27 protein-coding genes and 1 tRNA gene are annotated in these 23,754 nt (G+C 70.5%); 18 read left to right on the top strand and 10 right to left on the bottom strand.

The features are described from left to right. Nucleotides 1-12: 12 nt before the first annotated feature. The 4 genes from AB0I32_RS07645 to AB0I32_RS07660 all read left to right on the top strand — a co-directional run bounded on the left by AB0I32_RS07645 (nt 13) and on the right by AB0I32_RS07660 (nt 2,051). Complete coding sequence (locus AB0I32_RS07645; RefSeq protein ID WP_357504487.1) at nt 13-504, top strand: peroxiredoxin; 492 nt, start codon at nt 13-15, stop codon at nt 502-504. A 63-nt stretch (nt 505-567) separates the two neighbouring features. Next, a tRNA-Val gene (locus AB0I32_RS07650) sits at nt 568-641 on the top strand. 186 nt (nt 642-827) lie between these two features. Further along, the gene (locus AB0I32_RS07655; protein WP_357504489.1) at nt 828-1,073 is read left to right on the top strand and encodes a hypothetical protein; all 246 of its coding nucleotides are present in this window, start codon (nt 828-830) and stop codon (nt 1,071-1,073) included. Nucleotides 1,074-1,076: 3 nt separating this feature from the next. Further along, entirely contained in the window at nt 1,077-2,051 is a 975-nt protein-coding gene (locus tag AB0I32_RS07660; RefSeq protein WP_357504491.1) for a histidine phosphatase family protein, read from the top strand. 21 nt (nt 2,052-2,072) lie between these two features. On the opposite strand, the gene AB0I32_RS07665 is transcribed toward AB0I32_RS07660, so the two are convergent. After that, entirely contained in the window at nt 2,073-2,510 is a 438-nt protein-coding gene (locus tag AB0I32_RS07665; protein WP_357504493.1) for a hypothetical protein, read from the bottom strand. Between the two features lie 158 nt (nt 2,511-2,668). Then, nucleotides 2,669-3,325, bottom strand: coding sequence for a hypothetical protein (locus AB0I32_RS07670; RefSeq protein WP_357504495.1), 657 nt, complete (start codon nt 3,323-3,325; stop codon nt 2,669-2,671). A gap of 77 nt (nt 3,326-3,402) precedes the next feature. Here AB0I32_RS07670 and AB0I32_RS07675 point away from each other — a divergent pair, with 77 nt between their 5' ends. Then, nucleotides 3,403-4,449 carry an HAD domain-containing protein gene (locus AB0I32_RS07675; protein ID WP_357504497.1) on the top strand — a complete coding sequence of 349 codons (1,047 nt, stop codon included), beginning with the start codon at nt 3,403-3,405 and terminating at the stop codon, nt 4,447-4,449. Nucleotides 4,450-4,453: 4 nt separating this feature from the next. Here the strand turns inward: AB0I32_RS07675 and AB0I32_RS07680 are convergent, their stop codons facing one another. Further along, entirely contained in the window at nt 4,454-5,284 is an 831-nt protein-coding gene (locus AB0I32_RS07680) for a TIGR02452 family protein (RefSeq protein ID WP_357504499.1), read from the bottom strand. A 63-nt stretch (nt 5,285-5,347) separates the two neighbouring features. Between AB0I32_RS07680 and AB0I32_RS07685 the strand changes: the two genes are divergently transcribed. Both AB0I32_RS07685 and AB0I32_RS07690 read left to right on the top strand, forming a co-directional pair. Beyond that, entirely contained in the window at nt 5,348-5,758 is a 411-nt protein-coding gene (locus AB0I32_RS07685; protein ID WP_357504501.1) for a GNAT family N-acetyltransferase, read from the top strand. A 145-nt stretch (nt 5,759-5,903) separates the two neighbouring features. Next, on the top strand, nt 5,904-6,143 hold the full coding sequence (locus tag AB0I32_RS07690) for an Atu4866 domain-containing protein (protein WP_357504503.1): 240 nt from the start codon (nt 5,904-5,906) through the stop codon (nt 6,141-6,143). Between the two features lie 65 nt (nt 6,144-6,208). Here AB0I32_RS07690 and AB0I32_RS07695 read toward each other — a convergent pair whose 3' ends face one another. Next, nucleotides 6,209-6,994, bottom strand: a complete 786-nt coding sequence (locus tag AB0I32_RS07695; RefSeq protein WP_357504505.1) for a tryptophan-rich sensory protein — start codon at nt 6,992-6,994, stop codon at nt 6,209-6,211. A 95-nt stretch (nt 6,995-7,089) separates the two neighbouring features. Here AB0I32_RS07695 and AB0I32_RS07700 point away from each other — a divergent pair, with 95 nt between their 5' ends. From AB0I32_RS07700 to AB0I32_RS07710, 3 genes are all read left to right on the top strand, one after another. Then, complete coding sequence (locus tag AB0I32_RS07700) at nt 7,090-8,580, top strand: SDR family oxidoreductase (RefSeq protein ID WP_357504507.1); 1,491 nt, start codon at nt 7,090-7,092, stop codon at nt 8,578-8,580. 22 nt (nt 8,581-8,602) lie between these two features. Further along, nucleotides 8,603-8,827, top strand: coding sequence for a hypothetical protein (locus AB0I32_RS07705; protein ID WP_357504509.1), 225 nt, complete (start codon nt 8,603-8,605; stop codon nt 8,825-8,827). Between the two features lie 164 nt (nt 8,828-8,991). Beyond that, entirely contained in the window at nt 8,992-9,639 is a 648-nt protein-coding gene (locus AB0I32_RS07710) for a PAS and ANTAR domain-containing protein (protein WP_357504511.1), read from the top strand. 101 nt (nt 9,640-9,740) lie between these two features. Here AB0I32_RS07710 and AB0I32_RS07715 read toward each other — a convergent pair whose 3' ends face one another. From AB0I32_RS07715 to AB0I32_RS07730, 4 genes are all read right to left on the bottom strand, one after another. Further along, complete coding sequence (locus AB0I32_RS07715; RefSeq protein ID WP_357504512.1) at nt 9,741-10,049, bottom strand: hypothetical protein; 309 nt, start codon at nt 10,047-10,049, stop codon at nt 9,741-9,743. A 133-nt stretch (nt 10,050-10,182) separates the two neighbouring features. Continuing rightward, a complete protein-coding gene (locus AB0I32_RS07720) occupies nt 10,183-10,842 on the bottom strand; it encodes a response regulator transcription factor (RefSeq protein WP_357504514.1) in 660 nt (219 codons plus the stop codon). Further along, nucleotides 10,839-12,023: a histidine kinase gene (locus AB0I32_RS07725; RefSeq protein ID WP_357504516.1), complete on the bottom strand. Its 1,185-nt coding sequence runs from the start codon at nt 12,021-12,023 to the stop codon at nt 10,839-10,841. The genes AB0I32_RS07720 and AB0I32_RS07725 overlap by 4 nt, the downstream gene beginning before the upstream one ends. Next, a complete protein-coding gene (locus AB0I32_RS07730) occupies nt 12,020-12,853 on the bottom strand; it encodes a type II CAAX endopeptidase family protein (protein WP_357504518.1) in 834 nt (277 codons plus the stop codon). The genes AB0I32_RS07725 and AB0I32_RS07730 overlap by 4 nt, the downstream gene beginning before the upstream one ends. A gap of 239 nt (nt 12,854-13,092) precedes the next feature. On the opposite strand from AB0I32_RS07730, the gene AB0I32_RS07735 reads away from it, so the two are divergent. Further along, nucleotides 13,093-14,400 (top strand): inorganic phosphate transporter, encoded by a 1,308-nt coding sequence (locus tag AB0I32_RS07735; protein ID WP_357504690.1) that lies wholly within the window; start codon nt 13,093-13,095, stop codon nt 14,398-14,400. Next, entirely contained in the window at nt 14,397-14,675 is a 279-nt protein-coding gene (locus AB0I32_RS07740; protein WP_357504520.1) for a hypothetical protein, read from the top strand. Before AB0I32_RS07735 ends, AB0I32_RS07740 begins: the two co-directional genes overlap by 4 nt. A 7-nt stretch (nt 14,676-14,682) precedes the next feature. On the opposite strand, the gene AB0I32_RS07745 is transcribed toward AB0I32_RS07740, so the two are convergent. Then, the gene (locus AB0I32_RS07745; protein WP_357504522.1) at nt 14,683-15,387 is read right to left on the bottom strand and encodes a TylF/MycF/NovP-related O-methyltransferase; all 705 of its coding nucleotides are present in this window, start codon (nt 15,385-15,387) and stop codon (nt 14,683-14,685) included. Nucleotides 15,388-15,549: 162 nt separating this feature from the next. Between AB0I32_RS07745 and AB0I32_RS07750 the strand changes: the two genes are divergently transcribed. Continuing rightward, nucleotides 15,550-16,140, top strand: a complete 591-nt coding sequence (locus AB0I32_RS07750; RefSeq protein ID WP_357504524.1) for a uracil-DNA glycosylase family protein — start codon at nt 15,550-15,552, stop codon at nt 16,138-16,140. A gap of 16 nt (nt 16,141-16,156) precedes the next feature. Here the strand turns inward: AB0I32_RS07750 and AB0I32_RS07755 are convergent, their stop codons facing one another. Further along, nucleotides 16,157-16,771: a VOC family protein gene (locus tag AB0I32_RS07755; RefSeq protein WP_357504526.1), complete on the bottom strand. Its 615-nt coding sequence runs from the start codon at nt 16,769-16,771 to the stop codon at nt 16,157-16,159. Between the two features lie 105 nt (nt 16,772-16,876). On the opposite strand from AB0I32_RS07755, the gene AB0I32_RS07760 reads away from it, so the two are divergent. The 5 genes from AB0I32_RS07760 (at nt 16,877) to AB0I32_RS07780 (ending at nt 23,619) form a co-directional block, all read left to right on the top strand. Further along, nucleotides 16,877-17,845, top strand: a complete 969-nt coding sequence (locus AB0I32_RS07760; RefSeq protein ID WP_357504528.1) for a squalene cyclase — start codon at nt 16,877-16,879, stop codon at nt 17,843-17,845. A gap of 249 nt (nt 17,846-18,094) precedes the next feature. Next, nucleotides 18,095-19,387, top strand: coding sequence for an extracellular solute-binding protein (locus AB0I32_RS07765; RefSeq protein WP_357504530.1), 1,293 nt, complete (start codon nt 18,095-18,097; stop codon nt 19,385-19,387). Beyond that, complete coding sequence (locus AB0I32_RS07770) at nt 19,384-20,304, top strand: sugar ABC transporter permease (protein WP_357504532.1); 921 nt, start codon at nt 19,384-19,386, stop codon at nt 20,302-20,304. The genes AB0I32_RS07765 and AB0I32_RS07770 overlap by 4 nt, the downstream gene beginning before the upstream one ends. After that, the gene (locus tag AB0I32_RS07775) at nt 20,301-21,203 is read left to right on the top strand and encodes a carbohydrate ABC transporter permease (RefSeq protein ID WP_357504534.1); all 903 of its coding nucleotides are present in this window, start codon (nt 20,301-20,303) and stop codon (nt 21,201-21,203) included. The genes AB0I32_RS07770 and AB0I32_RS07775 overlap by 4 nt, the downstream gene beginning before the upstream one ends. A 19-nt stretch (nt 21,204-21,222) precedes the next feature. Beyond that, nucleotides 21,223-23,619 carry a TIM-barrel domain-containing protein gene (locus tag AB0I32_RS07780; RefSeq protein ID WP_357504536.1) on the top strand — a complete coding sequence of 799 codons (2,397 nt, stop codon included), beginning with the start codon at nt 21,223-21,225 and terminating at the stop codon, nt 23,617-23,619. Nucleotides 23,620-23,754 lie beyond the last annotated feature (135 nt).

The following is a 23,754-nucleotide window of genomic DNA, read 5'->3' on the forward strand; positions in this document are numbered from 1 at the left end:
AGGTCTGAAGCCGTGACCGAGTCCGCCGCCACGCCGGCCGCTCCCGCGGAGTCGCTGAAGCCGGGTGACCCCGCACCCGACTTCACGCTCCCGGACACGCACGGCACCCCGACCACGCTGTCGGACCTGCGTGGGACGCCGGTGCTCGTCGTCTTCGTCCCGTTCGCGTTCTCCGGGACGTGCACCAGCGAGCTGTGCGAGCTGCGCGACAACATCGAGGACTTCGAGACCGCCGGTGTGCGGCTGCTCGTCATCTCGACGGACGCCGTCTTCACGCTCAAGGCGTGGCAGGCGGCGGAGGGCTACCAGTTCGACCTGCTCTCCGACTTCTGGCCGCACGGCGAGGTGGCGCGCGACTACGGGGTGTTCGACGAGGGCTCGGGGATCGCGCTGCGAGGCACGTTCCTGATCGACGCCGACGGGATCGTCCGGTGGTGCGTGGTCAACCCGCGGGGTCAGGCACGCGACCTGGAGGACTACCGGCGGGCGGTAGTGGAGATCTGATCCGGCCAGCTCGTAAAATTGACCTGGTTCGGGGCTGGGGCCAGGTATTGTGGTCCGCTGCCAGGGCTCATAGCTCAGTTGGTTAGAGCGCCACGTTTACACCGTGGATGTCGGGGGTTCGAGTCCCTCTGGGCCCACCTTGAGATGACGCGGGACATCGTTGATCGATGTCTCGCGTCATCGTCAGTTTCGGTCGTGGTCGGTCCTGGCCGGTCCGCTTCGATCATGCGGTTGGGCCTGGTCTGCTGCGCCGGATCAAGCCGGACCACTTGCTGGAGACGGACTCTCCAATCGGCCCCGCGGCGGCGGCATACCCTTCCGCGGTGGCCCTCTACCTCGTCCGACACGGGCGGCCGATTCTTGACCCGGCCGTCCCTGCCTCAGCGTGGGTCCTGGATCCGGAGCACGAGTACCTGGTGGAAGAGCTCGCGGCGCAGGCGCCGTGGCCCGACGACGCCGTCTGGTACTCCTCGCCCGAGCCGAAGGCAGCGCGAACTGCGTTCCTGCTGGCCAAGCGAGAGGTGCCGATGGTCGAGGATCTGAGGGAGCACGACCGCGGCGGTAGCTGATGGGTGCCGGATTTCGCCGGCGCGGTCCGCGAAGCTTTTGCGAGCCCGCACGTCGTGGCTCGCCCGGGCTGGGAGCCGATCGTCCGAACACGGTCGCGGGTGGTCGCCGCGGTCCGGAAGATCCTCGCGAAGCATCCTGGGCGCGACGTCGTCCTGGTTGGACACGGGACGGCATGGACGCTGCTCGCTGCCGAGCTCACCGGGACCGAGCCAGACTTTGAGCGGTGGGGGAGCTTGGCCATGCCGGACGTGATTGCCGTGGGGAAGACCACGCTCATGGAGCCGGCGAATGACGCGCCGCCCGATGCATGGCGTGAGCACCTCTGGGCCCGGCTCGAAGCCGACGCACGTCGGCGCGAGAACTGGGCCGTCCCGCTCGTGGACAAGCTGCGGGACGACCCCCTCATTGGTGCCTTGTTCCCTGTGTTCAGCCACTCCGTGCTGCACCTTCGGACCGGGCACCGATACGACGACGACACCCGACTGGTCGCGATGGTGCGCCCGGTGCCGGACGTGGGCTACGCGGCGTTGGTCCCGGCCGACGGCGAGGTGTTCGGGGCATGGGGCGAGTTCCTTCCCTGGCCTCGCTACCTCGACGTGGAGGCAACCGCTGACGCCCTGCGCGCGGGCCTGGCTACGCGCGAGACCCGCCGGCCGGTCATGCACGAGTGGACGCTGCACGACGTCGACGGCGACACGGTGGCGCGCTTGCAGGTCACCGCGATCGACCCCGCAGGGCTCCTCGGCACTCTTGTGATCGAGGGCCGGCACCCATTAGCCGGGGCGGTTGCGGCGGCCCGTGCTGCACCTCGCGCTCTACCGGGGGTCAGTGACATCCCAGAGACCTGGAACCGGGTCGCCCCGGGGGCCCTGGCCGATCTGACTGCGCGGTCTGAGACGGGGATTGCTCTGGGCGCGATCGTGCTGCGGGTCTACGAGGGCTGTGTGTGGTGGGGACCGGAGACCAGATCGTCATGATCGGGCCCGTGTCGAAGGTGCCTACCAGCCGAGGTGGGAAACCCCGAGGACTGCTCGGGCCTCGGCCTCGGCAGCGATCGCGTCTGGATGCCGGCCGAGGCAGCTAGGGGTCACCTTGGGCCATGGCTCGGCGTTGTAGAGCCCGTCGAGCACCTCGACCAGCGGTTCTCGGACGTCGGGTACGGAGTGCCCGAGGCGTTCGGCGTTGTCGGCGTAGTCGATCCCGGCCCGACAGAACGCCTCGAAGAACACGTCCTTGTCGGCAACAGCTCTGCGGCGTCTGTGCCCCTCATAAGCGAGGCAGACCATACTCGACCGCTGCGCGCCGATCATGAAGCGGACGGGCGCGTCGGGAAACCAGGTCGCCGCGTACGACCCGCCACGGTCGAACGTCTGGACCATCTGCGCGAACGATGCCCATAACCAGTCTGTGTCGGTCCACTGGTCCAGGTCGATCATCACTCGTCCGTTCGCGACGAGCCGCACCCCACCAGTCAGATCTGTGGCGTGTCGTGATCGGGCGACATCCTCGATCGGTGAAAAGTCTGCTCGACGAGAGGTGCGCAGGTAGGTGCGAATCTCGACTGTCCCGAGCCAGGGCCGTTGCGGCGGGCGCATCAGTGCGATTCGGAGCGCGCGAGCCGGTAGGGTCCGGCTTCGAGCGCGCGTGCGACGGCGTCGGTCAGCAGCTCGGCGTGCATCGGGGCATGAGTAGCTGCCCAGGGTGCGAGCTTGCTACAAAACCCGTCGAGGTCTGCCTCAGCCTGCGCGAGGGCGGCGCGGACTTCGGTCGGGGCGACCCGGAAGACCGGCCGTGCCGAATCCTCGACGTCCTGCACGATCTCGACGAGTCCGTCGCGCAGGGTGATCCCAGCGCCGGGGCTGTGTCCGAGCCAGCACCCCGGAAGGCTGCCCTCGAGCACGTCGATGATCTCGGAGCGCTCGTCGATCGAGTAGCAACAGCCGGGCGTGATCGAGATTCCGGTGCTCGTCTCGATGAACCGCAGACCGCCCATCGCGATCAGTTGGGCGTCGTCCGGATCATGCGGGCCCAGGGCCCGTCCGAGGTAGACGGCGAGGTTCGCTGCCTCGTCGCCCTTCTCGTCAGTGTGGAACCAGCGCAAGACCTGGTGCACCGCTGTCCCGACCTCGGCGTCGGACATGTCGCCGTGCAAGGCCTGGTACCAGAAGCCCTCGCGCCCGACGACGGGCCACAGGTCGAACGTGTCGTCGCCAAGGACCTCGATCACCGGGTCGGCACGCAGGGCTGTCATGCGGCAACCGTGCCAGCGGCAGGTAGCCGCGGTCAACGAGAAAGTGTTCGGTGCTGCGGCCGGTAGGGTGCCGCTCCGTGACGCAGCGACCCATCGTGTTCCTCGACATCGACGGAACACTCCTGCCGTTCGGCCCAGGCGACCGTTCGCAAGCCGTCGACGACCCTCACGCGTGGCGGGCACAGTCCAACCCGCAGCTGGGCAAGCTGCGCCGGGCGCCCAGCTACGACCTGGTCCGGCTCGGAGGCGAGCTGGTGTGGGCCTCGGCCTGGGGCCACGACGCGAACGACGTCGTGGCGCCGGTCCTGGCACTGGGTCGGTTGCCCGTGGTCGACTTCGACGAGGGCGACGACGACGCAGTGCCCGGCGGCGTGCACTGGAAGACGGCGTCCCTGGTTCGACACGCGGCAGGGCGGCCCTTCGTGTGGCTCGACGACGAGATCCGCGACCTCGACCAGCAGTGGGTCGAGGCAGCGCACTCAGGTCCAGCACTCTTGCACCGGGTCAGTCCGACGTCAGGCCTGACCAAGGATGATCTGGCCGTGGTGACGGCCTGGATATGGGAGGTGGCCTGCCTGCCTGTTGCCGACGACGTGCCGCCGCCGCTACGCGCGATCATGGACGCGCGGTACGACTACGACGACGGCAAGGGCATCGCCTTCGGGCCCTACCCTGCGCTCGAACCAGTCGCCGAGACCGGCTGGTGGCTGCGTCATTGGACGGGAAACCCGGATGTCACCGGCGAGGAGTTTCGTCCCTTCGGGGAGGACGGCGGCGGTGGATACGTGTGCTCGTGGATGATTCGCCCTGGTGCCGACCTGGTGGACCAGCCCGTGGTCTACCTCGGGTCGGAGGGCGACGTCGCGGTCCTGGCCGGTGACGCCTGGGACGCACTGTGGTGCTTCGCTCACGGGTTCGGCCCGCACGACGTCCCGAGCGAGTTCGAGGCGGGCGAGCGCTACTTCAAGCCCGAGCCGGAGCGGGCAGTACGAACGCACATCGAGCTGACGCGGGCTGCCGGCCGGCTCGCGGAGGGCCGCCGTCGGCCCGTCGAGCAGATCGTCGCCGACGCGCCGACCGGGCTGCCTGACCTGCGTGTCTGGGTCGACGAGCTGTGCCGCTGAGTCGCTAGGCGCCCGTCGTGAGCGGGCGCAAGCACGTCTCGAAGGCCGTGAGCACCGGGCGTCCGGGGCGCGGGTCGAGAATCGCGAAAGTGACGCGCTCGAATCTCGGTCGGTCGGAGAGAGCTTCGGCGAACGCGCTCGCGACCTCGGTCGGATCGTTGCCGAACACTCCGCAGCCCCACGCGCCGAGGACGAGGCGTTGGCTGCCGTGGGCGGCCGCCACGTCGAGCACCCGGGCCGCCCGACGAGCCAGTGTGGCGGTCACGTCGCGCGCGGCAGCAGGCTGGCCCTGCTCGATCCCGGACCGGTTCGGGGCTGCCGACGTAAGGAACGTGACCAGGTGGGGTTCGGCGAGCAGGGCGCCGTCGTCGTCCCGGAACACCGGAACGCCCGGTGAGACGATGATTCTGTCGCTGTAGAGCAGGGACGACTCTCGCCGGTGATGTTCGTAGAACTCGGGCGCGGCGGTCTGGGTCGCGTACAGCGCCGAGCTGCGCGCTAACGCCTCCTCCTGGGCCTGGGCGCCGTTGAGGAACCCGCCGCCAGGGTTGCGCGCCGACGCGAAGACCAGGCAGGCCGTGCCCGGTCCGAGGCGTCGCGCTGCCTCCATGCTCGACTCGTTGCACACCTCGACGGTGCTCGCGCCGGACCATGTAGTGCTCTTCGGGAGCCGTGCGTCCGGCAGGATCAGCCGGGTTCCGGCGATCGCGGCGTCGACCTGCTCCGCGATGTCGATGCGTCGCCCGCCCGCGCGGTAGCTGCCGGCTCGGACGACGTCCATGGTCTCGGCGGCGAGGGTCCGGAACCGGTCCCGGCTCGTGGTCGGGGATGTCATGGCCGCAATGCTGGGCGCTGGAGGCCTGACCGGTCCACCGGTTTCTCGTGCCAGGCTGGAGCGATGTCTGCTGATGAAGTGGTTCTGGACTGGCGCGGACCGGTGTCCGACGCCGAGCTCGTCGACCTCACCGAGTCCCACGGCGGCAACCCCGAGCCCGGCTGGTGGGACCGGATCCGAGACCATTCGCTGGGGTGGGTCTCCGCCCGGAACGGCGAGGGGCAGCTGGTCGGATTCGTGAACGTGGCCTGGGACGGCGGGTGCCACGCGTTCCTGATCGACACCAAGACGCGCCCCAGCCACCAGCGGCAAGGACTCGGTACCGCCGTCGTGCGGCGAGCGGTCGAGGAGGCCAGTGCGGCGGGATGCGAGTGGTTGTTCGTCGACTTCGAGCCGCACCTCGAGGCGTTCTACCTGGAGTCCTGCGGTTTCCGGCCGACGGCCGCCGGGCTCGTCCACCTCACCGACCCCTGACCGGACAGCGACGTCGTCAGCCTGGGTGCCGTACTCCCCGGCACACCGCAGCCTGGTTGGCCGCGAGCGCCCCGGGGCAACCTGGTGATCGTCCGGCGAGACCGCCGGACATCGGATCGCCGCAGGGCAGGAACGGGAGACGGACATGACGACGGACGGCTATCTCGGGTTGTGGGTCACGGCGGACGGGCACGTGCGGCAGCGGCTGCTGCCCGACGGCCGGTACGACGAGGCACGTGGCGACCGGGAGAGCGCCTACACGGGGCGGTACTGGATCGAGGGCGACCACATCCGCTACGAGGACGACACGGGGTTCAGCGCGGATGGCGACTTCCGTGACGGCGTGCTGTACCACGGCGGCATGGTGATGTACCGGCAGGACTAACGTCGTCGGGCCCACGTCCCGCCGTTGGCCGACAGGCGCCGTCAGTGCAGGTCAGGCTGCACAGATCAGGCCGCACCGGTTACTGCGCGCACGCGCAGGCTCAGCGCGACCCCGAGGACGACGACGGCGGCCGCGGCCGCCGCGACGGCCGTCGGCACGGAGTGCGGCGCGCCGTCCCACCGTGCGACGGCGATCCACGCGAGGCCCCACGCGATGGCCGCGGCCACGGCGACGCGGCCCTTGCTGCGCACGGCGAGGGCGACCCCGACGCCGCAGACCGCCACCAGGGCCCCGACCGCCCACCAGCTGGGATTGATGCCCGCCCCGTCGAATCCCGAGCTGGTGAGGGCTGCTGCGACGTTGGCGGCGGTGGCCACGCAGACCCAGCCGAGGTAGATGCCGAGTGCGCCGTCGATGAACAGGCGTTCCAGCAGCCCGCTCGCACGGGATCGCATCAGGATCACCAGAACTCGGCTGAGCAGCGCGAGCAGGACCGCGATGACGACGACACTCACCCAGATCCAACCCGCCTGGACCACCAGGATCCAGGCCGCGTTCAACAGCATCGTCCCTGCGACCGGCAGTCGGAGGCGGCGCTGACGGTCCGCGGACGCCGTCGTGGGAAACCACTGCAGCACCGTGTACCCCGCCAACCCCACATAGACGACGGTCCAGATCGAGAAGGCCGCGGACGCGGGCGCGAGCAGGGTGGCGTCAGAGGCGAGCGCGCCACCGGCCGCCGAGGCGATCGGCGTTCCGCCGAAGACGCCGACGCCGATCATGGAGCCGACGAGGCAGGCCAGGTAGCTGACGGTGACGACGATCTGCTGGATCCGGTCGGTGAGATGCATGCGGTCCTCGCTCCTCGAGTCGATGGTCCTGGATATTGCTAGCCTATCTAGTAATCTGCCAGGATTCACGTTGTCGAGCGAAAGGCGGTAACGCCATGAACGACGGCGGTCAGGTCCTGGTCACGGGGGCCACCGGCTACATCGGCGGACGGCTGGTGCCCGAGCTGCTCTCCGCGGGGTATCGCGTCCGCGTCCTGGCCCGGCACCCCGAGCGCATCTCGTCCCGCGACTGGGCCGACGACGTGGAGGTGTTCGCCGGCGATGCCACGGCGCGGCCGGACCTGCGCCGGGCGCTGGAGGGTGTCGACGTGGCCTACTACCTGATCCACGCACTCGGCTCCGGGCCGGGGTTCGCCGAGCGGGACCGCAGCACGGCCCGCCGGTTCGCGGTGGTGGCCAGGGAAGCCGGCGTGCGGCGCATCGTCTACCTCGGCGGTCTGCACCCCGACGCCGAACGGCTCTCGCCGCACCTGGAGTCCCGCCGTGAGGTCGAGGAGATCCTCCTCGACAGCGGTGTGCCGACGATCGTGCTGCGGGCGGCGGTGATCCTCGGGTCGGGCAGCGCGTCCTTCGAGATGATGCGGTACCTCACCGAGCGGCTGCCGGCGATGATCGCGCCGCGCTGGATCAACAACCGCATCCAGCCGATCGCCGTGCGCGACGTGCTGCGCTACCTCGTGGGCGCGGCGAGCATCCCGCCCGAGGTGAGCCGGGGGTTCGACGTCGGCGGCCCGGACGTGCTCACCTACCGCGAGATGATGCAGCGCTACGCGGCGGCCGCGGGGCTCCGTCCCCGGATCATCCGTGCCGTCCCGGTCCTGACCCCGCGCCTGGCCAGCCTGTGGGTCGGCCTGGTGACGCCCGTGCCGCCGGCGATCGCCCGCCCGCTCGTGGGATCCCTGGTGCACGAGGTGGTGGCGCGCGAGCACGACATCGCGCAGCACGTGCCCGACCCGCCCGAGGGGCTGATCGACTTCGACCGGGCGGTCGAGCTGGCGCTGGCGCGCATCCGGGACCTGGACGTACGGACGAGCTGGGTCTCGGCGTCCACCCCGGGAGCGCCGTCCGACCCGCTGCCCGAGGACCCCGACTGGGCGGGCGGAAGCCTGCTCGTGGACGACCGGTCGATAGAGGTGGACACGACGCGCGAGGCGCTCTGGACGGTGATCGAGGGCATCGGCGGGGCGCACGGCTGGTACTCCTGGCACCTGGGCTGGGTGGCGCGCGGTCTCCTGGACCGGCTGTTCGGAGGTCCAGGGCTGCGCCGCGGACGCCGGCACCCGCAGCACCTCGCACCCGGTGACGCGCTCGACTGGTGGCGTGTCGAGAAGGTGGTTCCGGGCGAGCTGCTGCGACTGCGGGCCGAGATGCGCCTGCCGGGCCTCGCGTGGCTCGAGCTGTCCGTCGAGGGCGAGCCCGGCGACCGGCCGACGTTCCGGCAGCGCGCCGTCTTCTCGCCGCAAGGGCTCCCGGGGCAGCTGTACTGGTGGGCCATCAGCCCGTTCCACGGCATCGTGTTCGGCGGCATGCAGCGCAACATCGCCCGCGCGGCGAAGGAGCACGGCGCCGGGCGCAGAGGCGGATGACGGCCGCGATCCAGGACCGGCGATGGCCGCGAGTATCGCCGCCACCGAGCTGTTCGGGTACTTCATCGAGGTCACCGAGGTGCAGCGTGCGGCGGCCTCGCGTGAGGCGACGGCTTCGATCGAGGCGTCGGCGGAGCGGTGGTCGGGTATCGAGCGGGCCCAAGGCACGGAGGTGCGGGCCCGCGAGGCGGTCGACAAGTTCCTTGCCGACCCGATCCGGCCAGACCTGCCCTCGAAGGGCCTCTGACCTGCGGAGTTGACGTTCCACGCTCGACCACGAGCGAGGAGACCCGGCGAGTTCTTGATCACTTGTTTACCGTTGGGGTATCAGGAATCCTCTTTCAACGTTACCCTGGGTAAAGAGTCAGGCCACGGCTCATCGGCGCACGTAGCGCACGGAGGGCTGTACAAATGAATGTTGAACCGTCGGAGATAGAGCGTGCACTCACGCTCGGCATCAACCATCTCGTGGGACGTTACCGGTACGAGCTCGCCACTCAGCGGTGGTGGTGGTCGGACGAGACGTACCAGATCCACGGCTTCGAACCCGGCGACGTGGTTCCGACCACGAAGCTCATCCTGGCTCACAAGCACCCGGACGACCGCGCCCGTGTGTCCCGCGTCCTGAGGACGGCAGCGGCGACCGGGGAGCCGTTCAGCAGCGTTCATCGCGTCATGGACGCCCGAGGGGCAGAGCGGACGCTGACGGTGGTCGGCCAGGGGCGCCGCGACCCCGCGACGCAGCAGATCTGCGAGCTCGTGGGCTATTTCATCGATATCTCAGCCACGGTCCAGGCCCTTGCGAGCGAAGCCGCATCGGAGTCCATTCGTGCGTCTGCCGCTACGCGTGCCTCGATCGAACAGGCCAAGGGCATCATTGCCTTCGTCCTGGGTGTCGAGCCTGCCGAGGCGTTCGAACGCCTGCGCATCACGTCCAACGAGACGAACGTGGCCGTGCGTGACGTGGCCCGAGAGATCGTTGATCTGACGAGCACGGCGGGCTCGACCGCGGACGTCCTCGCTGCCCTGACGCCGCAGGTACGGGAACCGCAGCTCTGACGCTGTCAGCAGGGTGGGACGACGCGGGACATCGCTGAGGGGTGCCCGGATCCCGGCGCCCGGAGGCGGCTCGACGCCTCCGGGCGTCGGTCGTGCGGCTTCTACTCCTCGAACGCGATGTTGCCGCGACAGGCCTCGCCGGGGCTCGGGACGGCGCCCTTGAGGCCGTGGCTGACGTACTTGCCGTAGCTCTGGACGTGCCCGCCCGTGACGAAGTCGTCGTCGAACTCCGGCGGTTGGACCTCCTGGTCGTCGGGCAGGTCCCGACCTGAGAACGCGCACGCCGAGCTGGCGTTGAACGCTCCCGGGATCGGGTCGCCCTTTCCGTTGGTCTCGCCGGCGTGCGCTGACATGGAGCCACCCACGGTCAGCCCTGCGGCGACGACGCACGTCAGGAAGACGCGCTTCATGTTCACCACCTCCTTGTGGTGAGGAGCGCCCGGGTAGGTTGGGCGAACCCGGTCCGCCCCCCGTGGCCAACGTACGTCCGGGCCCCGGCAGGCACAGCCCGGAGCGCAGAGATCACCCCTGCCGGTCCGGCTGTCAGGTCACCAGCCCGCCGCGGTAGGCGTAGACCACCGCCTGCACACGGTCCCGCAGGCCGAGCTTGGCCAGGAGGCGGGAGACGTACGTCTTGACCGTCTCCTGGCTGATCACCAGCGTCGCTGCGATCTCGCCGTTCGACAGGCCGTTGGCGATGAGGCGCAGCACCTCCAGCTCGCGCGGGGTCAGCGCGGTGTCGCCCGGGGTGCTCTCGGTGGGCCGGATCCGCGATGCGTACCTGCCCACCAGCTGCCGGGTCACCTCCGGTGCCAGCAGCGCGGCCCCGGACGCGACGGTGCGGATGCCGTTCAGCAGCTGCGCGGCCGGGGCGTCCTTGAGCAGGAACCCGCTCGCCCCGGCGCGCAGCGCCTCGTAGACGTACTCGTCGAGATTGAAGGTCGTCACGACGAGCACCTTGACGGGATGCTCCACGCCGGCGCCGGCGAGCAGGCGGGTCGCCTCGATGCCGTCGAGGACCGGCATCCGGACGTCCATCACCACGACGTCGGGGCTCAGCCGGCGGGCGAGGTCGACGGCGGCCCGCCCGTCACCGCAGTCGCCCACCACCTCGAGGTCGGGCTGGGCGTCGATGATCGTCGCGAACCCGGTGCGGATCAGCACCTGGTCGTCACAGACCAGCACGCGAGTCGGTGCGGTCACTGCCGGCCCCCGGTCGGGATGCGGGCCAGCACGACGAAGCCGCCGTCGTCCGACCGCTGGGTGCTGAGCTCTCCGCCCAGAGCGGTTACCCGTTCGCGCAGCCCGATCAGGCCGCGTCCGCTCCCGCCCGGCGAGACGCTGCGGGCCCGTCCACCTGCTCGCGGGCCCGGCCCGTCGGTGCTGACCTCCACCGTGATCTCCCTGTCGTCGTGGTGCACGGTCACCGCCGTCGGGCGGCCGTGGGCATGCTTGAGAGCGTTCGTCAGCGACTCCTGCACCACGCGGTGCGCTGCGCGTTCGGCGCTGCCCGACGTCGTCGCCGGGGTGCCGTGCTCGGTGAGCTCCACCGGCTGCCCGGCCCGCCGGGTCTGCTCGACGAGGGCGCCCAGCCCGCCGTCCGGCTGCGTACGAGCGGCGCCCTCGTGGCCGGGGTCCAGCAGGTCGAGCAGGTTCCGCAGGTCGCTGATCGCCAGCCGGCCCGTGTCGCCGACGGCGGTCAACGTCTCGTCGAGACGGTCGGGCGACGCGGTCAGGTACCGCGCCGCCTCGGTCTGCACGACCATCGCGGTCACGTGATGGGTCACGACGTCGTGCAGCTCGCGGGCGATGCGGGTGCGTTCGGCGGTGCGGGTCTCCTCGGCGACCCGCAGCCGCCGCTCCGCCTCGGTGGCCCGGGTCGAGCGCAGCCAGGCGCCTACGCCCCACGCGAGGGCCATGGCCAGGTAGAACGTCAGGTACTCGTCCAGCCGCTCGGCGCCGGTCAGCCGGTCGAGCGCGACCGCCAGCCCCACGTACCCCACGGAGAGGGCGGCAGCGATGAGCCGGCGGCGGTGGGCCAGGTGCGCGCCCGTGCTCACCAGCGCGATGCCCAGCGCGTTGCTCGCGAACGAGTGGTAGCCCTCAACCTGGCTGAGCACGAAGCCGAGCGAGACCAGCGCGACGCATACTGCGGGCCACCGCCGACGGACCACGAGCGGGAGGCACTGGAGCACGATGACCAGCACCGTGACGCCGTCGAACGGGCGGGCAGGCACCTCGCCGACCTGCGTCCCGTACTCCCGCAGCACCGGCACGAACGCCGCCCCGGCGAGTGCGAGGGCGAGCGGCAGGTCCCGGACCGTGACGTCGAGCCGGTGCCACCGGTCGCGCCACCGGTTCGGGACCCGCCGGAGTTCGATCACCGGGGGAGCGTAACGGCCGTGTTCGCCCGGGCCGAGCGGCGCAGCGGGACCATGTGCCCGCGCCGGTACGCCACCCGGATGAACACCGCGGCGGCCAGCATGCAGAACACGATCGAGTAGACGCTGCCCTCCGGGCCGAACTCGCCGCCCGTGATCAGCATCGGGCCGGACGTCGAGGCGTCCAGCAGACCCTGCGGGGTGTTGTTGCCCGAGACCTCGGTGCTGAAGATCGCGCTCCCGGCGATGTTCCAGCCGAGGTGCAGACCGATCGGCACCCACAGCTTGCGGGTGGCGACGTACGCGGCGGTGAGCATGCCGCCCGCCTCGATGGCGATGGCGAGCGCGCCCCACAGGCTGGCGTTCGGGTTGACCAGGTGGGCCAGGCCGAACAGCAGGCTGGTCGCCGTCAGGGCGATCCACGTGCCGGTCCACCCCTCGATGATCCGGAACAGGACGCCGCGGAACATCAGCTCCTCGGCCGCCGCGACCGCAGCCATGAAGCCGACGAGCCCCACCGCTCCCGTCACCGTGCCCAGGCCGTGCACCGTGTAGCTGCCCAGGAAGGCGAGGTTGACGATGACCAGGCCGAACAGCGCGACACCGAGCAGCGTGCCCCAGCCGAGCCCGGACACCGCACCCTGGCGGGACACCTCCACCACCTCGCGACGTTCGGTGCGCCGCACCACCCAGGCGTAGACGAGGACGGCGAGCACGGCCGTCGCGAGCCCCACGACGAGCGCCAGCCAGGGGTTGTCCCCGACCAGCGCCAGACCTTGGCTGCCGAGGAACGAGACCGCCAGAACGGCTACGAGCTGCCACACCAGACGCACGATGACTCCTTCGAGAAGCCGCGAACCGGTCGCCGCGGACTACCCAGAACGCTATGGATCAGGCCGCGCGCGGTAGTCACCGCACGGTGGACATTCGCGGGTAGCTCGCACGGGGGACAGACACGATCAGCGACCCAGGAAGATGAACATCATGTGAACAGAAATCGAACTGTTCACCTGAACGTCACCCGCTGGTCAAGTGTGATCTGTGCACACGTCACCATGGTGTGGTGACCGAGATGATTCTTCTCGTCGTGGTCGTGCTCACCGCACTCGCCTTCGACTTCACGAACGGCTTCCACGACACGGGCAATGCCATGGCGACCTCCATCGCCACCCGAGCACTGACACCCCGCCGGGCGGTCCTGCTGTCCGCGGCCCTGAACCTGGTCGGCGCGTTCCTGTCGCTGTCGGTGGCCGCGACCATCGCCAAGGGACTCGTCGACGCCGACGTCATCACCCTGGAGGTCGTGTTCGCCGGACTGGTGGGCGGCATCGTCTGGAACCTGCTCACCTGGCTGGTCGGCCTGCCGTCCAGCTCGTCGCACGCGCTGGTCGGCGGCGTCGTGGGTGCGGTCCTGGCGGCCGCGGGCACCTCCGGCGTGCTGTGGGAGGGCGTCCTCGCCAAGGTCCTGGTCCCGGCGCTGATCGCCCCGGTGGTTGCCATCGCGGTCGCCGCGACCGGTACCTGGCTCGTCGCACGGCTGACCCGAGGGCTGCCGCAGGACGCCACCTCGCGGGGGTTCCGCTGGGGCCAGGTCGGCTCTGCATCCCTGGTCTCCCTGGCGCACGGCACCAACGACGCGCAGAAGTCGATGGGCATCATCCTGCTCGCCCTCATCACGGCCGGCGCGGTACCGGCGGACTCGGGCGTCCCGTTCTGGGTCATCCTGTCCTGCGCCCTGGCCATGGCGCTCGGCACCTATACCGGCGGCTGGCGCATCATCCGTGCCCTCGGCAAGGGCCTCGTCGAGATCGACACCCGGCAGGGGATGGCGGCGGAGACGTCGTCGGCGGCCGTCATCATGCTGTCCAGCTACTTCGGCTTCTCGCTGTCCACGACCCACGTCGCCACCGGCTCGATCCTGGGCTCGGGTGTCGGCATGCCGGGCGCGACGGTGCGCTGGGGGCTCGCCGGCCGCATGTTCGGCGCCTGGATGCTCACGCTGCCCGCGGCCGGCCTGATCGGTGCGCTCTGCTTCTGGGTGCAGCACGGGGTGGGCGGCGTGCTCGGCAGCGCGCTGGTGCTCGGCATCCTGCTCGCGTCGGCCGCGGCCATCTGGATCGCCTCGCGCCGCAAGCCCGTCGACCACACCAACGTCAACGAGGCCTGGGACGAGGAGCGCGGGGCCGGGATCGAACCGGTCGCCGCGACCACCGGCGAAGCAGGCCCGTTGCACGTCGCGCCGGTCGAGGCGGGCGCGACGACGTCGGCGGCCGCCGCCGCGATCGACGCCCTCGACATCGTCCCGGTGGGTGCGGGAGCGGCCGGATCCTCAGCGGCCGGTGGGACATCGGACGTCTCCGGGAAGGGAACGGCGGAATGAGCGGCATCATCGAGTGGAGCGCGCTGGGGCAGGTCGTCCTCGTCGGCCTGCTGGTCGGCGCGGGCGTACCCGCACTGTTCGCACTGGGACTCCGGCTGCTCACGCTGCCGGTACGGGCCGGCGTCGTCCAAGCCGGTGGCACGCACGACGGCGACGCGACGGACGCCGGCGCGGCCCCTGGACTTGCCCGCAGGCTGGGCGGCTACCTGTGCCTGGCCCTGTGCGTCGCCGCCATCGCCACCGGGCTGGCGTTCCTGGTCTCCGGCGGGCACTGACCGAGGCTCACACCTTGACGAGGTGCGGCCGGCGGAGGTTCTCCACCCGCACGTCGCGCCGGCCGGCAAGGAACTCGTCGGTCGCCTTCCGGCAGCCTGACCAGTAGTGGTAGTCGTCGATCACGATCACGCCGCCCCGCGACAGGGCCGGCCAGATGCGTTCCAGGCACACCTTCACCGACTCGTACCAGTCGCCGTCGACGTGGGCGAGGGCGACCGGTCCGGCCGGGTGGAGCGTGTCCTGGAACAGGCCTTCGATCAGCCGGACGTGCCGCTTACGCAGGTCGATCCCGCACTCGGCGAAGTTCTCGGCGACGCGGAGGCGCAGGTTCTCCTGGTAGCCGTAGTACAGGTCGCCGCCGAGGCCCTTCGCCTTGCCGCTCGCGATGGTCCGGTAGCGGGCGTGCACATCCTTCCCGTCGTTGTCGCTCGGCGGAGGGATCATGCCGAAGACGTCGTAGACGAACATCCGACGCCTGCGGCTCTTCGCGGCGGCGAGCACGATGGCCGACCCACCCAGGGCGCACCCTGCCTCGATGATCGAGCCCTTGATGCCCTCCTGCTCGACGGCGAGCGCCCGGTCGCGCAGCTCGGCCAGAACGGCCGCATGCATGAGGGTGATCCGCTTCTCGCGGACCAGCGGGACCAGGTCCGTCGGGACGTGGTCCTCGCCGAACCGGGCCCTGAGGGCACTCATCAGGGTCGTCACCATGCGCGATGTCTCTTCTGGTCGATAACCCGGCGGGACCGCCGGGAGCCCACCCGTTCGATCGTGGCACGGTCTGCCCGCGTCCGCAGCCAGAAGGGTCCGACGCGGACGTGAGGGCACGTCGACGCTCGCAGGTGGTGCCGGCGGAGGACAGACTGGGCTGCTATGCGCAGCAACCTCGACCGGATCCGGGCGGAGATCGTCGCCCACGAGTCCAACGCCTGGGCGCGGGAGCTCGGCTACGAGCCGCTCTACTCGGCGGCGCCCGGCGCCCGGATCGCGCTCATCGGCCAGGCGCCCGGACGCAAGGCCCAGGAGAGCGGCGTGCCCTGGAACGACGCCAGCGGCGTCAGGCTGCGTACCTGGCTCGGCGTCGACGACACCCAGTTCTACGACCCGGACCGGTTCGCTCTCGTCCCGATGGACTTCTACTACCCGGGCAAGGGCACCTCCGGCGACCTGCCGCCGCGCAAGGACTTCGCCGCGCTGTGGCACGGTCGGATCCTCACCGAGCTGCCGGACCTCCGGCTCACGATCCTCGTGGGTGGCTACGCCCAGAGGCACTACCTGGGCGCCCGGGCGAAGCCCACCCTCACCGAGACCGTGCGCGCCTACGCCGAGTACCTGCCGTCGACCATCCCGCTGGTGCACCCGTCGCCGCTCAACTTCCGCTGGCAGTCCAAGAACCCCTGGTTCGAGGAGGAGGTGGTCCCGGCGCTGCGCACGCTGGTGGCCGGAGCGCTCGCGGGGACGTGACGACGGCCGCGCCGCGCTACCGGCTCACCCACACCGGCTCCCACGCGAACCCGTCCGGGTCGGTGAACTCACCGAGGTCGCTGTTCACCGCGATCCGGTGCGAGCCGGACCCTTCCGGCGCCACCCCGCCGTCCTTGGCGAGCGCGGCCCGCTTGTAGAGGCCGAACCCGATCGGGCTGGAGCCCATCTTGAAGTCGACGTAGGAGCCGAAGCTCTTGCCCACGGTCAGCCCGTGCGCGACGTAGAACTTCTTGCTCGCCGAGACGTCGTCCGCCCCGATGAGGAGCACCACCTGGTCGGCCTTCCGGGAGACGGGGGCGGTGTCCTTCTTGGCGGACGTCGCGAGCTTCCAGATGGTGCCGTCGGGCGCCTGGACCGCGCCACCGTGGCCCCACAGGGACTTGGTCACGGGCTTGAGCACGGTGGCTCCCGCGGCGACGGCGGCGTCGAACAGGGCGTTGACGTCACCCGGCTGGGAGCAGACGAGGGACAGGTGGAATCCGCGGAACCCGCTGGTGGGTGCGTCGGACTCGCGGAGGTGGAGCCGGTCGCCCAGGTCGAGGGCGTCGTAGAAGGAACGTGCGGAGCTGAGGTCGGTCACTTCGAGGGTGACGGAGTCGATGTTTGCCATACCGACCACGTTAGGTTCGGCATGCTGCCGGGTGCTTCTCGATTCCTGACCGACTCGGATCGGCTCGTACTGACGTCGCTGCCGGGTTCACAGTAGCCTCCTGATGTGCCTCTCGCACCGGAGCTGCTCACCTGGTTGCTCGACACCGACCCAGCGCTGCGCTGGCAGGTCGAACGCGACCTCGCCGGCGCGCCCGAGGACGTCTGGCGGGCGACCCGGGCACGTGTCGCCACCGAGGGGTTCGGTGCCCGCCTCCTCGCGCACCAGGATCCCGACGGGCAGTGGGCGGGCGGGGCCTTCTTCCCGGCCGGCTTCCAGGGTGACGAGGAGTACCAGCCCTGGACCGCTACGACCTGGTCGCTCAGCAGCCTCCGCGACTGGGGCCTCGACGCGTCCGCGCTGGCCGGGACCGCCGAGAAGCTCGCCGCGAACAGCCGGTGGGAGTACGAGGACCTGCCCTACTGGGACGGCGAGGTCGACTGCTGCATCAACAGCTGGACGCTCGCCAACGGGGTGTGGCTGGGCGTCGACGTCTCCGGCATCGCCCGGTGGTTCGTGGACCACCGCCTCCCGGACGGCGGCTGGAACTGCGAGTGGGTGGAGGGTTCGACGCGCTCCTCGTTCCACTCCACGCTCAACTCCCTCAAGGGCCTCCTGTACTACGAGACCGAGGCAGGGGCCGGCGACAGCGCCGACCTGCGCGCCGCCCGCCGGGCCGGCGAGGAGTACCTCCTGGAGCGTCGGCTCCTCCACAGGCTCTCGACGGGCGAGCAGGTCGGCCCGTGGGCCACCCACTTCGGGTACCCGTTCCGCTGGGGCTTCAGCGTCCTCAATGCCCTCGACTACTTTCGGGCGGCGGCGCTGCACGACGGCGTCGGGCCTGATCCCCGGCTTGCCGACGCCGTCGGCGTGGTCCGCGCCGCCCACCGCCCGGACGGCACCTGGCTGCAGGAGGGGCGCCATCCGGGGCGGGTCTGGTTCGAGATCGACGTCCCGCCGGGGGAGCCGTCGAAGTGGCTCACGTTCTACGGCACGCGCGTGCTCGACTGGTGGGACGGCGCCCGTCCCGCATAACGCTCAGGCCTCGTCGCCCCCGCGCGGCACCCGGAGCAGCAGCGGGACCAGGACGGCGCCGACGACGACGTGGACGAGGCCGAGCACCACCGCCGAACCGGTGGACATCTGTGCCGACAGGCGCAGAAGTCCTGGGGCAGGGCCGCTCGCTGACGGGCGCGGCGTCCCGCCCGGCTGTCGACACAGGTTTGACTGCCGATTTACAGCGCTGTAAATTCCCACGGTCGCAGTAATCAAGGGAGATGCAGCGTGAGTCCAGGTTCCAGTCGTCCCGTACCGCTGAGTCGTCGTTCGTTCCTCGCCGGCTCAGCGGCCCTCGTCGCGCTCGGTGCTGCCGGGTGTGCGCCGGCCTCGCGAGCCGCAGGCGGGGGCGTCACCCTGCGCTTCTACGAGCAGAAGCAGGAGGTGATCGCCTACTTCGACGAGCTGCTGCGCCGCTTCGAGGAGGCCCGCCCCGGCATCGCCGTGGTGCATGACTCGACGGTGGCCATCGCGCCGCAGTTCGTGCGCAACGAGCCGGCGGACGTCGGCTGCTTCAACGACAACCTCGAGCTCGCCCGCTACATCAAGCGCGGTGTGCTCGGTGACCTGTCGGACCTGCCGTCGGCGCGGGCCGTCCGGACCGATATCGGCGAGCTGACCGACCAGTACGCCACCTACCCCGGCCGCACGAGCGTCCTTCCGTACTCGCTCGCCGCCGCCGGCGTCATCTACAACAAGAGGATCTTCGCGGACCACCGGCTGCCGGTCCCCGAGACGTGGTCGCAGTTCGTCGACGTCTGCGACGAGCTCACCCGGGCCGGCGTCACGCCGATCTACGCGACCGACCGGGACACCTGGACGCTCTGGCAGGGCCTGTTCGACTACTCGGTCGGCAGCCTGGTCGCGCCGGGGGAGTTCTTCCGGCGCATGAAGGAGCTCGGTACCGACGTCGGGCCCGACTCCGAGGTCTCGTTCGAGAAGGACTTCGCCGTGCCGATGGAGCGGGCCAAGACCATCTCGTCGTACTTCAACAAGGACCATGCGGTGCGTGCCTACGCGGACGGCAACCTCGCGTTCGGCAAGGGCGAGGCCGCCATGTACCTGCAGGGCCCGTGGGCGCTCAGCCAGATCGCGCTGGTCGACCCCGACCTGGAGATCGGCACGTTCCCGCTGCCCGTCTCGGAGAACCGGGACGAGCGGCAGGCCCGGGTCAACATCGACCTCGGCCTCTGGATCCCCACGGCGTCCAGGCATCAGGACGAGGCGCGCGAGCTCGTCGAGTTCCTGATGCAGCCGGAGATCATCAACGCCTACAACCAGGACAACCTGGCGTACTCGACGCTCACCGACTCACCCCCGCAGGAGGACGAGCGCCTGGCCGGGCTCCAGGAGTACGTCGACCGCGCGGCCTTCTACCAGGGCGCCGGGACGTTCGTGCCGACGTCGATCCCGCTCGGCAACTACCTCCAGGCCGCGATCCGGAGCGGCAACTTCGAGGGCATGCTCCGCCAGCTCGACGCCGACTGGCGCCGCGTCGCAGGAAGGGGTGCCACCGTATGAGCGGCACAACGTTGTATCAGAAGGGGTCGCCTCAGAAGGTCCGCCGCACGGGCGGAGGGCGCGGCGTCGAGCCGCTGTACTACCTGTTCCTGGTGCCCACGCTGCTCGTGTTCACGGCGTTCGTCGTGGTCCCGGCCCTGATCGGCATCTTCTACAGCCTCACCGACTACGTCGGCTTCGGGGACTGGTCGTTCCTGGGCCTGCGCAACTACGCGGCGCTGTTCAGCGACCCGAGGATGCTCGAGTCGTACGGGTTCACGCTCGGGTTCGCGGTGGTGACCGTCGTCGTCGCGCAGGTGATCGCCCTCGCGCTGGCCGTGGCACTGTCGCGGCGGATCCGCTTCGCGACCACGCTCCGCACGGTGTTCGTCATCCCGATGGTGGTCTCGGGGATCGTCGTGGCCTACGTGTTCAACTTCCTGTTCTCGAACTCGCTGCCCGCGCTCGCGACGGCCGTGGGCTTCGGGCCGCTGGAGGAGAGCATCCTCGGCAACCCGGACCTCGCCTGGCTGTCCATCGTGATCGTGTCCGCGTGGCAGACGATCCCCGGGGCGCTGCTGGTCTACACGGCCGGGCTGACGTCCATCCCGACCGACCTGTACGAGGCGAGCGCGCTCGACGGGGCGTCCCCCTGGCGGCAGTTCCGGTCCATCACCGTCCCGCTCATCGCGGGCTTCATCCTGATCAACACGATCCTCGGCGTGAAGGGCTACCTCGGCGTCTACGACGTCATCGTGGGACTGACGGGCGGCGGGCCGGGCACCGCGACGAGCAGCGTCGCCATGACGATCTTCAGCGGCTTCACCGGCGGCGACTACGCCTACCAGATGGCCAACGCCACGGTGTTCCTCGTCGTCACCGCCCTCATCTCCGTCGCCCAGATCGTCGCCACCCGTGGAAGGGCGGTCCAGCTGTGACCATCATCGATGCACCCCGCGCGGCGGATCCGCGCCCGCACGCCCGGCGGCGCCCCCGCGCGGTCGCCGCGGGCCGTGTCAACCGCACCAGCTGGCCCCTGACCATCCTGCTCGGCCTCGCCACGCTCACGGTCTTCGTGCCGCTGTACGTGACGCTGTCGATGGCCTTCAAGTCGAGCGCCCAGTCCGCGGACGGCAACGCGTTCTCGTTGCCCGCCCCGTTCAACCCGGCCAGCTTCGCCGAGGCGTGGGAGCTCACGCGCTTCCCGGTGTCCTTCGCGATCTCGCTGGCCGTCGCGGCGCTCGCCGTCCTGCTGACGCTGCTGCTCAGCTCGCTGGCTGCCTACGCCATCGCGCGGAACTGGTCGCACCGGTTCTTCCGCTGGTCGATGATCTACCTGCTCGTGGCGCTGTTCCTGCCGTTCCCGGTCGTCGCGCTGCCGCAGATCCAGCTCACGGCGCTCACCGGTCTCGACAACCCGGTCGGCGTCGGGATCCTGCACGCGATGTTCCAGCTGTCCTTCAGCGTGCTGCTGTACACCGCGTACCTGCGCTCGATCCCGATCGAGCTCGAGGAGAGCGCCCGCATCGACGGCGCGAGCACCTGGCAGATCTTCTGGCGGATCATCCTGCCGTTGCTCGGACCCATGAACGCCACGGTCGGCATCTTCGCCTTCCTTGCGTCGTGGAACGACTTCATGATGCCGTCGCTCATCATGTCCGACCCGACGTTGCAGACCCTGCCGGTCGTGCAGAACATCTTCCAGAGCCAGTTCGGCACCAACTACAACGTCGCCTTCGCGTCGTACCTGATGGCGATGGCGCCGACGATCATCGCCTACCTGTTCGCGCAGCGCTGGGTGATCAGCGGCGTGACGCAGGGCGCCGTCAAGCACTGAACCGAGCACGAGGAGAGACATGTCAGAGATCGTCGACAGCCTGCCCGTCATCCGGCCCCTGCTGGACGCGGCGCCGCATGCGCGGACGGAGCAGCAGGTGCACGGCGCCGGCTGGCGGATCACCGTCCTGACCGACGGAGTCTTCCGCGTCGAGCGGTCGGGCGACGGCGGTTTCGAGGACCGGGCCTCCACCTTCGCGATCCGCCGCGACCTGCCGCCGGTCGACTTCACCGTCGAGCGCCTCGGGGAGGGCGTGGTGGTCACCACGCGGCGCGCACGGCTGCGGTACGACGGCGCCGAGTTCTCCGCGAGCGGCCTCGTCGTCGAGGTGCTGGGCCGCGACTCGGGCCGGTGGCGCTACGGCGAGCCGACGCGGGACCTCGGCGGCACGGCCCGCACGCTCGACGACGTCGACGGCCGCATCAACCTGGAGCCGGGCGTCGTGGCCCCCGACGGGATCGCCGTCGTCGACGACTCGGTCTCCTTCCTGTTCGAGGACGACGGCTGGGTGGGCTCCCGGGTGCCCGGCAGGCAGGACCTGTACGTGTTCGCGCACGGCCGCGACTACCCGGACGCCGTCCAGGACCTGTACCGGGTCTCCGGCCACCCGATGCGGCTGCCGCGCTGGGCGCTCGGCAACTGGTGGAGCCGCTACCACCCGTACAGCGAGGAGTCGTACCTGGAGCTCCTGGACCGGTTCGACGACGAGGGCGTGCCGTTCTCCGTCGCCGTGATCGACATGGACTGGCACCGGGTCGGGTCGGTGCCGCCCGAGTTCGGCAGCAGCTGGACCGGCTACTCGTGGGAGCCCACGCTGTTCCCGGACCCGGAGCGGTTCCTGCGCACCCTGCACGAGCGCGGGCTGCGCACCACCCTCAACCTGCACCCGGCCGACGGTGTCCGCGCCTTCGAGGACGCGTACCCGGCCATGGCCCGCGCCATGGGTGTGGACCCGGACAGCGGGGCGCCCATCGCGTTCGACCCGACCGACCCCGTCTTCCTCCAGGCCTACTTCTCCGAGCTGCACCACCCGCTGGAGGCGCAGGGTGTCGACTTCTGGTGGATCGACTGGCAGCAGGGCCGCACCTCCGGCCTGCCCGGCGTGGACCCGCTGTGGGTGCTGAACCACTTCCATCACATCGACGCCGCGCGCGACGGCGGGCCGGGCATGACGTTCTCCCGGTACGCCGGCCCCGGAAGCCACCGGTACGCGGTCGGGTTCTCGGGCGACACCGTGGTCTCGTGGGCGTCGCTGGCGTTCCAGCCCGAGTTCACGGCCACCGCCTCCAACATCGGGTACTCCTGGTGGAGCCACGACATCGGCGGGCACACCCGCGGGGTGCGCGACGACGAGCTGGCCACCCGCTGGGTGCAGTTCGGCGTCTTCTCACCGATCATGCGGCTCCACTCGGCGAACAACCCGTTCATCCGCAAGGAGCCGTGGGTGTTCCCGCCGGAGCACCGGGCGGCGATGGACGACGCGCTGCGGTTCCGTCACCGGATGGTGCCCTACCTGCACACCATGAACCATCGCGCCGCCGCCGGGGTGCCGCTGGTGCGACCGATGTACCACCTCGAACCGCGCAGCCGCGAGGCGTACACCGTGCCCAACCAGTACGAGTTCGGCAGTGAGCTGCTGGTCGCGCCGATCACGTCGCCCCGGGACGCCGCGTCGCTGCGGGGCAGAGTGCGGGTGTGGCTGCCCGCGGGGCTGTGGACCGACATCGTCACCGACGCCGTCTACCAGGGCGGGCGCACCGTGGAGATGCACCGCGACCTGGGCTCGGTACCGGTGCTGCTGCGCGCGGGCGGGATCCTCCCGCTCGACGCGGGCACGGAACTCGACGCGACGCGCAACCCGACGGCGTTCGAGGTGCTCGTCGCGCCGGCCGCGTCCGGCGAGCTGGTCCTGGCTGAGGACGCGGAGGACGACTCGGTGGGCTCCGGTGACGGGCCCGCGGCGCGGACCGCGCTGTCATGGGATGCGGAGCGCGGCGAGTTCCGGATCGGCGGCGCCTTGGGCGATACCCGCGTGCTGCCCGAGCACCGGGAGTGGACGGTGACCTTCCTTGCCGCGCTGCCCGAGGGATCCGTCACGGTCAACGGTGCGCCCGCCGAGGTGAGCGGCGTCGACGGACGGTGGAGCGTGAGCGCTGCCGGGCCGACCGCCGCCGAGATCGTGGTGCTGGTTGACGGCGGGCCGCTGCGGGTCGGCTCGGACCGGCGCGAGGCGGCACGCGTGATCCTGGAGTCCGCGCAGATCGGGAACGCGGAGAAGCTCGAGGCGTGGGACGTCGTCCGCAGCGAGCGGAGCGCCACCGAGAAGCTGGCGGAGCTCGCGGCGGTCGAGCTGCCGGAGCCGGTGCGGGCCGCCCTGGTCGAACAGCTCGCGGCGGGGCCGAGCGCGGCCCAATAGGTCGCCGTCGTCAGGGCGAGGTGTGCTGTTGTGGCAGGTGCGGGGTGGGCCGAACAGCTCAGCCTGGCCGAACCGTGCGGGGCCAGAGTGAACGAAGTTCAGCCCACCCGGCACCTGCGACTCGGGTCACCTGAC

It is taken from the genome of Promicromonospora sp. NPDC050249 (assembly GCF_040656015.1).
Lineage (GTDB): Bacteria > Actinomycetota > Actinomycetes > Actinomycetales > Cellulomonadaceae > Promicromonospora.